This is a genomic window from Vreelandella venusta (genome assembly GCF_015689495.1).
Classification (GTDB): Bacteria; Pseudomonadota; Gammaproteobacteria; order Pseudomonadales; family Halomonadaceae; genus Vreelandella; species Vreelandella venusta.
On sequence record NZ_CP065135.1, the window covers coordinates 3003422 to 3016800 of the forward strand.

General features: G+C 50.3%; 11 protein-coding genes. 3 read left to right on the plus strand and 8 right to left on the minus strand.

The genetic code is table 11. From position 1 onward, the window contains the following. Positions 1 to 118: 118 nt before the first annotated feature. The 8 genes from IR195_RS14120 to IR195_RS14155 form a co-directional block, all read right to left on the minus strand. Complete coding sequence (locus tag IR195_RS14120) at positions 119 to 1933, minus strand: ABC transporter ATP-binding protein (protein ID WP_206047885.1); 1815 nt, start codon at positions 1931 to 1933, stop codon at positions 119 to 121. Next, positions 1933 to 2982, minus strand: coding sequence for a hypothetical protein (locus IR195_RS14125; RefSeq protein WP_241006731.1), 1050 nt, complete (start codon positions 2980 to 2982; stop codon positions 1933 to 1935). Before IR195_RS14125 ends, IR195_RS14120 begins: the two co-directional genes overlap by 1 nt. 113 nt (positions 2983 to 3095) lie before the next feature. Then, positions 3096 to 3719, minus strand: coding sequence for a helix-turn-helix transcriptional regulator (locus IR195_RS14130; RefSeq protein WP_146945259.1), 624 nt, complete (start codon positions 3717 to 3719; stop codon positions 3096 to 3098). After that, on the minus strand, positions 3719 to 5149 hold the full coding sequence (locus IR195_RS14135; protein ID WP_125750104.1) for an HlyD family type I secretion periplasmic adaptor subunit: 1431 nt from the start codon (positions 5147 to 5149) through the stop codon (positions 3719 to 3721). Before IR195_RS14135 ends, IR195_RS14130 begins: the two co-directional genes overlap by 1 nt. Further along, complete coding sequence (locus tag IR195_RS14140) at positions 5149 to 7326, minus strand: type I secretion system permease/ATPase (protein ID WP_206047886.1); 2178 nt, start codon at positions 7324 to 7326, stop codon at positions 5149 to 5151. Before IR195_RS14140 ends, IR195_RS14135 begins: the two co-directional genes overlap by 1 nt. Before the next feature lie 106 nt (positions 7327 to 7432). Continuing rightward, on the minus strand, positions 7433 to 8899 hold the full coding sequence (locus tag IR195_RS14145; RefSeq protein WP_125750109.1) for a TolC family outer membrane protein: 1467 nt from the start codon (positions 8897 to 8899) through the stop codon (positions 7433 to 7435). 291 nt (positions 8900 to 9190) lie between these two features. Beyond that, a complete protein-coding gene (locus IR195_RS14150) occupies positions 9191 to 10066 on the minus strand; it encodes a DMT family transporter (protein ID WP_206047887.1) in 876 nt (291 codons plus the stop codon). After that, a complete protein-coding gene (locus IR195_RS14155) occupies positions 10063 to 10332 on the minus strand; it encodes an Rdx family protein (RefSeq protein ID WP_125750115.1) in 270 nt (89 codons plus the stop codon). The genes IR195_RS14150 and IR195_RS14155 overlap by 4 nt, the downstream gene beginning before the upstream one ends. A 318-nt stretch (positions 10333 to 10650) precedes the next feature. Here IR195_RS14155 and IR195_RS14160 point away from each other — a divergent pair, with 318 nt between their 5' ends. The 3 genes from IR195_RS14160 (at position 10651) to ettA (ending at position 13335) form a co-directional block, all read left to right on the plus strand. Next, on the plus strand, positions 10651 to 11088 hold the full coding sequence (locus tag IR195_RS14160; protein WP_206047888.1) for a PAS domain S-box protein: 438 nt from the start codon (positions 10651 to 10653) through the stop codon (positions 11086 to 11088). A gap of 153 nt (positions 11089 to 11241) precedes the next feature. Continuing rightward, the gene (locus tag IR195_RS14165; protein WP_089039365.1) at positions 11242 to 11454 is read left to right on the plus strand and encodes a PA3496 family putative envelope integrity protein; all 213 of its coding nucleotides are present in this window, start codon (positions 11242 to 11244) and stop codon (positions 11452 to 11454) included. A 219-nt stretch (positions 11455 to 11673) separates the two neighbouring features. Continuing rightward, entirely contained in the window at positions 11674 to 13335 is a 1662-nt protein-coding gene (ettA, locus tag IR195_RS14170; protein WP_125750121.1) for an energy-dependent translational throttle protein EttA, read from the plus strand. Positions 13336 to 13379 lie beyond the last annotated feature (44 nt).

Here is a 13379-nt window from a genome sequence, read left to right on the forward strand (position 1 = left end):
AGACTAGCCTTGATGGCGGCGAATTCATATTGTACCGGTGGACAGTACTAGCACAGTGATAGGAGGGGCTGACGGATATACTGAAAACTACGCTGATTTTTTAATACCGTTTTCAATACTAAATGGTGCGTTCCAGTTTGGCTTTTTGTTCATCAACCAGCCCTATGGACTCATAGGCTTTTATAAGCCCGGACATCATATTGAGTGCGCTTGAATCATTGTTGAGACGGCAACGTTGGCAGAATTCGTGCGCACGTGCTGCTAGCGCAACGCAGTTCGCAGCCCTAGTTAGTGAGGTAAATCCAGACCAACTTTGCTGACTCTCAAGGTTTCTCCACTCACTGCTAAGTAACTCCAGCACTTCCGCATTTAGCTTTGCTGATAGCGGCCAGTAAGACCCCAGCGTGTCATACACCCAACCATGCCAGTCCAGCAGAAGCATATGATTGCCTACGGTTGCCATGCGTGCGCTACTTGCATTTTGCACCGTTAAGCATTTGGGGAGCCTTTCTATTTCAACGATCATAAGCGGCCATAACTGCATGAAACGCTCAACTTGAAAAGTCTGTTTGTCTTCTTGCGTTAGATAGGCAAAGTGCGACGCCTCAATATTTCTCATGCGCTCAGGTAGTGAGGCAAACGTTGCAGTGTATTGGGTGCTGATCTTGTCCGGTAAAGGGACGTGCCGCAGGCTTTGACGCAGCTCATTCATCCAAGGCTTACGCTCTTCAGAGTTCTTCCACTGAGGTGGATTACCGCCTACTTCCAGCAACAAGTATGAGCACCAAGGCAAACGCCCACTGGCGCGCAAAACAGGCACGCTAGGGATGCTTCCATAACAATACCCACCTACTTCACTCAGTAGCGAAATTTCATGAAGTGCTTCGTTCTCTCTTGCCGAGACATAGCACTTCAGCAACCTATAGCGCGGGGAGTCATTGCTATCGACATCACCAACTAATACGTGTGCGATGGCTCGCCCAGAAAGCAGGCGACACTGCAAAATCTCAGGATCGCGGTGGCAGTAATTAGACTCAGTCAACCATGGCAATAGCCACTGCTGAAGGGCTGCTTGCTCAAAACGTTGTACAAAATTTGTGGTTGAAAAGAGAGAGATCTGCTGTGAGCGAGGCAAAAGCAGCATATTAATCTGCTGAAAATATTTGATGATGCTCAAAAAGTTGACTAGTCCATTAACACTGGCTGCCATGAGTTGGCGCATTCCCAGCAGCAATATGAACAGTGTCAAGAGTGGACGCATCGTCCCATTGAGATAGTCCAGGACAATAATGAAAAATCCCAACGCAAAGCTGATATTGATAACGGTCAGCACATTGCCTTGCAATATATTCTGAATTTTCTGCACCCGTTCAAAGCGGTAGTAAAAGCCAACGATCAGTACTAGCCCCAATACGCAGGCAACTGCTAACAGAGCTAGTAGAGGGTGTAGAAGAGCGATCAAAAGACAGAAAAGCAGTGCAATCACCGTCGATGATAAGGCACCTATCACAATGCTTAATACGCGCTGGCCAAGTAATCGGTGGTTGGCAACTAACCGAGTTTTATTCAACTCCGCTAGAATGAGAACTGAAAGATAAGCAATGGCTTTTTTGACTAGCCATTGAAAGATGGCATAGGTGCAAAAGCAGAGGACGGTCAATACGATTAATATCGCTATTCTATTAGCGTGGTCATCCCCCCCGGGGACCCAACCATCAATACGGCTATGCCCAGTAATCAACACTTGAAGCAGTTGCCAGGGTAGCACTAGGCTTGCCAACAGCAAGACCTGACTTACGATTTGGATTAGTAAGATAGCCAGCACGCGCCAACGGAACGGCCACAGCACCGCACGAACTAACGCAGCCATTAGATCGAGAACTTGATCCCCTTTAATCCTGTCTCTCTTACTATTAGTGGCCTGGCTACTCATCAATCAACCATGGGTTCAATAAGCTGCATGAATGTACGTAATTCGTCCGGCTGATCGGCTGTCGGCATATATGTGGAAACGGCATGGTGCACGGCGGACAAAACGGCTCTATTGTGTCGCAGATTATGCTGTTCTGCCTCTGCCCAACCATACACTGGCCATTGCTCTTGATGGGATAGTCTTGCCCCAGCCTCATTTAGCGAAGAGAAAAGTAACGGTAGAAAAGCACTGCCATGATACTTACTCACTGCCACTACTTGGCTGCCATCGTGATAACGCATCTCTCGCAGCGCTTCTGGGATGGCACTATCGCCTTGGGGATCAAGTAAATAAAACAGTCGTTGCCAAAAGGTTGCTGCGCCGTAACTATCTTGCATCACCACGTCCAGCGCTTCGGCATTAGCAGGCAAGAGGTACCCTACCGGTGCCCCACCTCTCAATAGTGATTCCGACCAGCGAGCCAATCCTTCATGCACCCAACCTTGCTTAAACATCATGTGTGCATTTTGATACAGATGAAACAACTCATGTGCAGGTGTTAAGTTTTTGGCAGCATTGACTTGTCCACCTAGCGCCATACGAATATGGCAATCGGTCACAACAGGACTGCGAACCACTTCATCATAGGCTTTCCCACCACGCGTTTGGTCAGCACGTAATATCACCATCATAAAGTTAGCACGCTGATAGCGTGGCATAAGTAAAGGTGGCGTTAGGCCAAGCACGTCACGATAGAGCACATCGGCAGCTTCAAGCTGCATTTTCAAGTCATCAAGCCTTGTGCCACCCAGCAGCGCTCTCTGTTCAGCGGCTTCAACAAAGAAGCGAACACTCCCCAAACTCTCAGCATGGCTCGACTCACTCTCCAGCACACCAAGAGGCCTATTACGCTGCAGATAATAGCACTCGCCTGCTTCTGGATGCGGCTGGGCAACCACTGGCGTTAGCTTGCTGACCATGACACAAAGCATCAGCAAAGCAATCCACCCACGCCATGAATGTAGCTGGGTAGCTTTTTTTACTGTATCGCCAGCAGTTGCCATCTGCATTTCAGCTGTCCGCGCTTTATCGGTGCAAAGTAGCAAACCGCTGCTCTCTCTATATTTTTCGCATTAATACCTTGCGATACGCCGCTCACATTCAGGCACACCAATTAGAACCGTTATGAAAAGCGCTCAGCAACGGGGGCTAACTTTAATATTAACTGCAGGCGATCACGGACAGATAGCTTCTTAAATATCGCGCTTAGATGAGCTTTTACCGTGCGTTCAGTAATGTCTAACTGGCGGGCAACTTCTTTGTTGGTTGCTCCCCTGGCAACAGCTAGCGCCACGCCCCGCTCGCGCTCCGTGAGTAGGTTCAAATATTCACTGTGCTGGTGGCCTTCACCGCTCTGACGATTCTTCAGGGCCATAAATGTACCGCCCATCACCTTCGCAAGCAGTTCTTGGCCTACCCACACGCCTTGATTGCTCACCACCAGGGCCACTTGATTAAGTACATCGGGTGCCGCCAGTGTATGCACGTATCCGCGCGCACCAAGATCAAGTGCCTTTAATGCCTCGCGATCATTAGGAGCATAGCTAAGCAGCACGACAATTGCCTTTCTTGCGGTTAGCGCCGGGATCAACCCATCCCAGTTTTCGATCATGGTTGTTAGCCATACCACGTCACCTGGCTGCACCTGATCCAATACTGTATTTGGCGTGGTAGCTGCGCTCTCAGGAAAAGCACTTTCCCAACGTGCCTTGAGGTTACCATCCTTTGTTACAAACCAATGTTTCATTAGCGCTCCCCCATGGAATCTCGCCATGCCCTCAAAACAGGTTTTAGTAAGAACTGCATAACCGTCCTTTTGCCTGTCACAATATCTACCTGTGCCGTCATCCCTGGGATAACTTGAAGCTGATCGGAAATACTTTCATCTTGCAAGCTACGAACACGGACTAAATAGAATGTATTGCCCTCATCATCGGTAATTGTATCTGCGCTGATGTGATCAAGCTCAGCCTGCAAGCCACCATAAATGGCATAGTCATAGGCAGTGAGCTTAATCGTCGCAGGCTGACCGGGATGGAGAAACGCAATATCTTGGGGCGCAATGCGCGCTTCAACTAACAGCTGGTCATCGCTGGGCACGATATCCACCACTTCCTGACCTGGCTGCAGCACTCCGCCAATCGTATTAACGTGAAGGCGCTGAATCACCCCATCGACAGGTGAGCGTATTTCGGTAAGTCGTACCCTATCCTGCAGCCCCGTACCTGACTGCTGAAGCGCATTTAAGTCTCCTAACGTCTGAGCAAGTTCATTTCGCCACTCACTCCTGCGTTCGGCACCTAACTCTAGTAGCTGCCCCTCGGCTTCTTCCACGCCAGCTTCCAGGCGGGAAACAGCGGCAGCAGCTTGGTTACGCTCACCTGTAGCGCGTGATACTTCACGCTGCAAGCGCAATACCTCAACTTCAGAAACAGCACCAGAAGCAAGTAACGGGCGTGTTAAGTTAAGCTCTTGCCCAGCCATATTTGCTTCGCGCTGGGCAGTATCACGACGAGCCTGCGCTTCCCGAAGCTCTTCCTGGCGCTGCCGAATGCGATCGTTGAGCACATTCTCCTGCTCACGCAACTCCTCGCGGCGACTTTCGTATACTTCGCGTTCCTGCATTACGATATCGGGCACTTCTTGACGCAACTCTTCAGAAGGATCAAAAGTAGTTCCCGTAGCTAACGCCCGCAGCCGCTCTGCACGGGCTTCAAGTGCAAAACGCTGAGCACGGTTCTCTCGAAAGTCAGAAACGAATCGCGTTGGGTCAACCTGCATTAACACGTCGCCAGCGCTGACCATCTGCCCTTCTCGCACCATGATTTGTTCTATCGCACCCCCGTCAAATGACTGAATGCGCTGTAACTGGCTGGCCGGGATGACGCGCCCTGCACCACGAGTCACTTCATCGATAGCGGCAAACGATGCCCAAACTATCAGCGCAATGATGGCCACTAAAACAGTGTAGAGAAACAGCCGAGCACGAATGGGCTCTTGCTGCATACGCGCCCAGTCGGTGTCACTTGCCCAATCACGATTAAGATGTGCGGCAGTGATACGCCGAGCAAAGAGTCGATCCATAAAAGGGCGAAACGGCTTCTTCCCTTTCTCAGAGAAACGACCAATCGCCTCAAAGCCTTTTTGCTCCCCCGTGGAGGTGGTTTTTTTCGCCATTATGACGCCCTCCCGATCTGGCCTTTGCGCAATGCCTCCACTACGGTGTCGCGAGGACCATCCGCCACCACTTTTCCAGCATCCATCACAATGATGCGATCAACGAGAGATAACAGCGATGTTCGGTGAGTAACCACCAGGATGGTTTTCCCTGGTGCAACATTGGTTAGATTCGCTTTAAATGCTTCCTCACTGGCGTTATCCATTGAGCTCGTTGGCTCATCAAGCAGCAATATTGGTGGGTCTTGCACCACGGCTCTGGCGATAGCCACCGCTTGTTTTTGCCCGCCTGAAAGTGCCTGACCTCGCTCCCCCACCTCAAGGTCAACGCCTCTGGGGTGGCTATTAACCAGTGAATCAAGGCCAGCAATTTTGATTGCCCGGAGCAACGCCTCGTCATCAACACGGTCGTTTCCACCACCCGCGACAATATTATCCCGCAGTGTCCCAGCAAACAGGCTGACATCCTGGGGCACATAGCCAATATGACGACGCAGCTGAAGAGGGTCTAGCTGACGAATATCCACGCCATCTACCAATACCGCACCAGACGTAGGCCGATAAAAACCAAGCACAAGCTTGTTCAGCGATGACTTTCCGCAACCAATACGGCCGAGTAACGCCACCTTTTCACCGGCTTTGATGGAAAGCGAGACATCACGCAGTGCCTCTCTTTCTTCGTCGGGGTAGCGCAAGGTAACCTTCTCTAAGCGAATGCTGCCGGTAAAATTGGGCTTCTCTACGTAGGCTTTACCTTCATGGCGCTCTACATTCTTGGCCATTACATCATTTAACGACTCCAGGGCCGTTGAGGACTGGTGGTATTGAGCCAGTAGAGCAGCCGCCTGGCTAACGGGCGCCATTGCGCGAGAAGAAAGCATGTAGGCAGCAATTAAACCGCCCTGGGTCAAGTTACCTTCAATAATTTGATAGACACCGATGATAATGACGCATACAGCTACGCTATGCTGAGCCCACTGAGCAACACTTGAGACTGACGAACTCACCATTTTGAGCTGAGCACCAGTTCTCGATAAAAAGGCAGATGCTTTTTCCCAATGGCGTTGAATACGGCTTTCCGCTCGCAATGCCTTGACGTTTTCTAGTTGGGAAACAGACTCTACCAATAAGGCGTTACGCTGAGCGCCCACCTCCCAAGTCGTTTGTGACAGCTCATGCAGCTTCCCTTGTGCAGCAAGGGCATATAAAAGCACAAAAACGATACCAACGAGCACTGGCAACACCAGCCAGGGATTGATCAATGCAATGATGGCCGCAAAAAGTATGACAAAGGGCAAATCCACGATGCCAAGAATGGTTGCAGAGCCAATAAACGCCCGTATCGACTCAAACGATTGAAGCGTTGAGGTAAAAGAGCCTGTTGATACTGGCCGCTCCTCTAAACGCAACCCTAACGTTTTCGCCATAATAGACGATGAAAGTTTTACGTCTGCCCGGCTGGCCGCTAAATCAACAAAGCTACTACGCATTAAACGTAACGCTAAGTCAAAGCACAGGACGACAAAAATACCAATTGCCAGCACCCAAAGCGTTTCAGTGGCTTGATTGGGTACGACACGGTCATAAACGTTCAACACAAACAGTGGCATCGCCAGTGCGAACAAGTTGATCGCTACTGAACCTAAAACAATGTCGCGATAAAGACGACGGTTTTCACGAATAACGCCCCAAAACCAGTGCTGATCACGACGCTTCTTAACACTAGGTTCGGAGGTATTATCAACTCTAAACTTGGGCCGTATATAGATAGCTTCTCCGCTGTAACCGGCGTGAAGCTCCTCTAGCGATATTTCCGTGTCGGCTTCTGACAGCTCAGGAAAAATCACTTTTGCTTTTTGTTGTTTGAGATCCAGCCCCAGTAACACGCAAGCACGGCCTGGCTCGAGTAGTAAAATTGCTGGAAACAGCGCAGGATTTAGCCCCGAGAGTTTACTTTTCACAATATGCGCAGTAAGCCCGGCTCGTGAGGCTGCCCGCCCGAAGACAGAAGGAATCAATTTCCCCTGCTCTAAAGGCAGGCCCGCTTTTAAGGCCTCTGATGACACTTCGTGCTGATAATATGAAGCAACTGTCTTTAAACACTCCAGTAACTCATCGTGTTCTTCCTGATCACTACTGCGGTCAGTCCGAGATACTTCCAGCTTACGTTGTGTCACTGAAACCTCATCATCCTAATGAATTCGTCGAAAAAATCATTCGCTGAACCTTGACCAGCAGGCTTGCCTAATTTGCGGCGGCCCAAAGGCCGCCACTCATCAGTTATTAAATACCACTGGTAAAATCTTCTAGCGTAAATCCACGTGGCCCATCAATTGCGCACGCCATTTCTACACGCGACGCAGAGTCTTCGTAGCCAAGCTCATCAAGGCTAGGAATATCATCACGGGCTACTTGCAAGGTTTGCATCAGTTGCCCCATCGCCGCCAGCGTTCGTGCCTGCGCCAGCGTTAAGTCAAACTGCGCGTTTGCATAGGCACGACTTGCTTCAAAATACTCATTCTCACTATCCAGAACGTCTAAGAGCGTGCGCTGGCCAATATCAAACTGCTGCTGATAAGCACCACGCACACGGTCAATTGACTGCCGATGTTCGTTCAAATAATTCAGCTGTTCGTTGAGACGCTGCGTGTCGTTATAAGCGATTTGCGTCGTTTGTCTAACATTGGTGCATGCTGTTTCGCGTAAACTATTGGCTTCTTCAATTCGTGTGGTTGCCGCATTGAAGGCCGCATAGTCAGAACCACCGCGATAAAGGTTCATGCTCGCGACGAGCTGAATACTGTGTTCATCACGACGGCCATCAATGGCATCATCTTGGTTGTTAGTGCCGGTGCGTCCTTGAATATCTAGACGAGGCATAAAGGCAGCACGGGCACCCTCTCGCTCGGCGCGTTGTACAGCAATATTTTCAATCGCCGCGTGGAACTCAGGGTTACCCTGAAATGCTAGCTCAATGGCTTGGCTTACGTCCGCGGGCAGTTCTGTCGCCAGCGACGGTGCGGGCGCCATATTTTGTGCCGGTAGCTCACCAACAATTCGCTGGAAGCGTGCCGTCACATCATGAAGATTTGACGCTTCCGACATCAGATTTGACTCGGCTAAGGCTAAACGGCCACTAATCTGCTCAAGGTCAACACCTCGCCCGGCACCTGATAGCGCTCGCTCTTCGATCTGTGCAAATACACGCTGGTGTTCACGATAGTTATCCTGCGCTAAGCGCACCAGTTCACGGTAGCGCAAAACATCGAGATAACTACGGAAAGCCTCAAGCGCCACTTCTTCACTGGCACCCAAAAGTTCGAAATAGGCGACCAGCCGCGCACGATCCAAGCGCTCAACCTCGCTGCGCGTTGCAAAGCCATCAAAAACCATCTGGGTTAACGTCAATTCAGCAAAATCACTATCGTAGCTACCGCGCCCATCATTTTGCTGATCTTGCCTACCGATACCCGCGCTAACATCAATCGTGGGCAAATAGCCGCCTTGCGCAACCCGGATATCGCTTCCTGAGGCACTAAAATTGGCCCAGGATGCATTTACCTGAGGATTGGTCACGATCGCCTGCTGAATAGTGCTCGATAGGTCGGTAGTACCTGGCGCGTAAAGCGTCGTTGGTAACGACTGAGCCAAAGCAGAGAGAGGAAGACAAGCCAGAGTAGTAACCGTCAACGGTCGAATAGCGCGCTGTAAAAACAAAGTTTTTAGTGTCGTTTTAATACCGTCTTTCATCGCCATAGATCCCTAATGAATATTTACGCTGCTGAAGAAATAGCTGCTAAACGCCACCCACCCTGGGGCACCCTTGACTCTCTTGCTTCGCCCTCTGATCAATACCTCATACTAATGAGTATTGATACGACTCAGTGACATGAATTAGCGCATTTACTTAGCTTAATTTAATAGCATTAGCTGTTAAGCTGATGCCACGAACCCAAGAGTCACAAAATTTTACAATAAAAATCCTAAAAAAACATTACAAAGCATATTTTTTAACTTGATTTAACATTCTGGATTCTAAAGCTAGGTTTTTGAGGACTGCAGCTGCTGTATCGCTAGTCCTGAAAGGATCAATAACAACCCAATTAACGTGGATACCAATAATGGCTCATTGACAACCAGGTAGAGCAGCAACAACGAAATAGGCGGCGAAAGAAATATCAGATTAGATACCTTGGCCGTCCGCGAAACCTTGCGAACTGCCATTTGCCAAAGAATAAAAGCGACCCCCATTTCGAAAAGCCCCACATAGACACCCGCGCCTAATGCTTGCCAGCCATGCCAACTGAACCCGGGACCCACCATTAATAGCAGCGTTAAAACAGGCAAACCGACACTAAAGTTCTGCCATTGCGCGACCAAGGGCGCTCTTTCATCCCGCGCGTTGAGCAACCAGTAGAGCGCCCATAACAGCGTCGACACAAGCGCAAGCACAACCCCAAGAGGATCTGCAAAATCAACATTGAAAACATTACCGCGAGTTGCTATCACCCACACGCCTGCGTAGGCAATAAGCCCCGCGACCATGTCCACACGCGTGAGCCGTTGCCCAAGGATCGGTACCGCCAGAAGCGCCATTGCCAGCGCCCAGGTATAGTTGAGCGCCATGGCCTCTTGCCCAGGCAGCCTGTCATATGCGGCAAACAACACTAGATAGTAGGCAACAGGATTCATCAGCCCAGCCCATGCAGCAGTTCGCCAGCCATGGCGGAGGGCTTCTGTTAAATGCCCTTGCTTCACGACCAACACCAGCATGAATGCCCAAGATACAAGGGCCGCGAGCCACATCAACTCTAACGGGCTCATCCAGGTAAGAGCGACCTTAAAAGCCGTAGCAACGGTCGACCATAGCGCTACTGCTCCAAGGCCATACAGTATGGCTTGACGATCCTGGTTCATCGGTCGATATGCCCCAAATCCCGAGCTGGCTCGATCTTATCCCGTACGCGCTGCTTTAGAAGCTTAATATCTGGAAAGCCACCATCGCGCTTCCTTTCCCATAGCAGCGCTTCGTCACACCATATCTCAAAGGTGCCACCATGAGAGGGAGACAACGCAACCTCTGCAAGACTTTCGCCAAAGGTTGAAAGCAGCTCTTGGGCATACCAAGCACTACGCAGCAACCACTGACACTGCGTGCAGTAACGTATTTGAATGCGTGACATACGAAGGTTCCTAAACGTTTTAGAGTGGCATCCCTGTTTTTCATTCTGTCACCTTACATTAGCAACTGCCAAGGGAACGCGACGCTTTAGATGCTCCCATTGCTATCAGTACTGGCGGGTAACAGTAACGACCTCTATCTGGATAGCACTGTCGATTGCAATGCATCGCAACGCTCGCCATGATGATAGGTAATTAGCGGTGATTAGCTGGGTTTTTGCTATTCTACCTTTATTAAGCAGTATGAAATGCCGCTTAGCTCCGCGTTGATGGACAGCGCATAGCTTCGCAAGAACGAGAGCAGCAACAGGAACCCATTGATGAAACGATCTCCTTTGATCAGCCCTGAGTTACTTGAACGTCTTGTTGACGCTTCCGAGGATGGCATCGTCGTTGCAGAACAAGAAGGCGACGAAAATATCCTTATCTACGTCAATCAAGGCTTCGAACGCCTCACTGGCTACAGTGCAGATGAAATTCTTTATCGCGACTGCCGTTTTTTACAAAATGAAGACCGTGACCAAGACGCACTGGTCGCTATCCGGGAAGCGCTGAAAGAGGGTCGCCCTTCTCGTGAAGTGCTGCGCAATTACCGCAAAGACGGCACCATGTTCTGGAATGAGCTCTCTATCACTCCCGTTTATGACGAAGCTGATAACTTGATGTACTACATCGGCGTACAAAAAGATGTGACTGAACGCGTCGAAGCACAGCAAGCATTGGCAGCCATTCAAAAGCGCCAAGAACTGGCAGAATAAAATAAAATAGCCTCGGGGGCTTGAACTTCAACCTAAGTGGCGGTATATAGCGGCTAAGCGCATAAAAGCGCCAGGCGCTTCTTGTTTCATCTATCGATTGAAAGAAGAAGCCGTTGTGATGCCGGTGCGCCGGCTTGGGTTGGAGGGCATACTATGAGCCGTGACCCCTTAAATCGTGAATCTTATGCCAGTGATGCAATCGATGCCGATGAGTTCGATAACTTAGACGCTGTTAACGATGACCACTACGGCAAAAGCAAACCCAGCAAAGCAGATACGCTTCGTGCCCGACGCCAAGTCGAAGCATGGCTTGAGGAGCGCCGTTTGCAGCGCGCTATTGAAGATGATTGGGATGAAGAGGAATAACCTAATCGTCCAACCGCTTTCATTGATTGGCAGCTTAGTTACGACATCTAGTTACTCACTGTAATGGTTGCACCCCAAGCCTTTACTAAGCTGCTGATCAACGCATATACAAGACTTATCTTCTACGCGTCTGGCCTTTACCTGCGCTGAGCACTATCATCTTAGCCCTATGCCAGCACACAGCTGCGACTCTTTTCTCCAACAACCTAACGGATCTCCATGGCGCAATACGTATTCACCATGAACCGGGTTGGCAAAGTTGTGCCACCCAAAAAGCAAATTCTCAAGGATATTTCGCTATCGTTCTTCCCTGGCGCCAAAATTGGCGTGCTCGGTTTAAACGGTTCCGGTAAATCCACACTGCTACGCATTATGGCCGGTGTCGATAAAGAGTTTGAAGGTGAAGCTCGTCCGATGCCTGGTATTAATGTGGGCTACCTGCCTCAGGAGCCACAGCTTGATGACGAAAAGAATGTTCGCGAAACGGTAGAAGAGGCGTTAGGCGCCATTAAAGAAGCTCAGGAAAAACTGGATGCGGTGTATGCCGCCTATGCCGAACCTGATGCAGATTTTGATGCCCTAGCAAGCGAACAGGCACGCCTTGAAAATATTATTGAAGCTGCCGACGCACATAACCTTGAGCGTAAGCTGGAAGTTGCTGCTGAAGCGCTGCGCCTGCCGCCTTGGGATGCCAAAGTGGGCAACCTTTCTGGGGGCGAGCGTCGCCGCGTAGCGCTGTGCCGCTTGCTGCTTTCAAGTCCTGATATGCTCTTGCTCGACGAGCCTACCAACCACTTAGATGCTGAATCCGTGGCCTGGCTAGAGCGCTTCTTGCACGACTATAACGGCACTGTCGTGGCCATTACTCACGACCGTTACTTCCTGGACAACGTTGCCGGATGGATTTTAGAACTTGACCGCGGCCAGGGCATTCCTTTTGAAGGCAACTACTCCCAGTGGCTGGAGCAGAAAGAGCAGCGCCTAAACCAGGAAGCCAAACAGGAAGTATCACGCCAGAAAGCTATCAAGCAAGAGCTTGAGTGGGTTCGCAGCAACACAAAAGGACGCCAAGCGAAGAGCAAAGCGCGCCTTAATCGCTTTGAAGAGATGCAGTCTGGCGACTTCCAAAAGCGTAATGAAACAAATGAGATTTATATTCCGCCTGGCCCGCGCCTGGGTGATAAGGTCATCGAGTTTCATAACGTGACCAAGCGGTTTGATGACAAACTGCTCTACCAAGACCTCTCCTTTACCATCCCACAAGGGGCGATTGTCGGGATTGTAGGTGGTAACGGTGCCGGTAAATCGACACTGTTCAAGCTAGTCACCGGCCAAGAACAGCCAGACGCTGGCGAAGTAGTGATTGGTGAGACTGTCGATATTGCCTACGTAGAGCAGTTGCGCGACGCGCTAGACGACAAGCAAACGGTTTGGGAAGCCGTCTCTGATGGGCAAGATATTCTAAACATTAACGGCTACGAAGTTTCTTCACGCGCCTACGTTGGCCGCTTTAACTTTAAGGGCAACGATCAGCAGAAGCGTCTAGATGAGCTTTCTGGCGGTGAGCGCGGTCGTCTTCAGCTTGCCCAAACGCTGAAACAAGGCGCAAACGTACTACTGTTAGACGAACCTTCAAACGATCTAGACATCGAGACTCTGCGCGCCCTGGAAGAAGCGCTGCTGGCCTTCCCAGGCTGCGCGATGGTGATCTCTCACGATCGCTGGTTCCTAGACCGTATCGCCACGCACATTCTCGCCTTTGAAGGCGATTCAGAAGTCGTCTTCTTCGATGGTAATTACACCGAATATGAAGAAGACCACAAGAAGCGCGTGGGTAACGACACACCGAAGCGAATGAAGTATAAGCGCATCGACGCCTAACGATTTGCTGCCATACCGCTGATACGTAAAAAGCCCCTTGTACG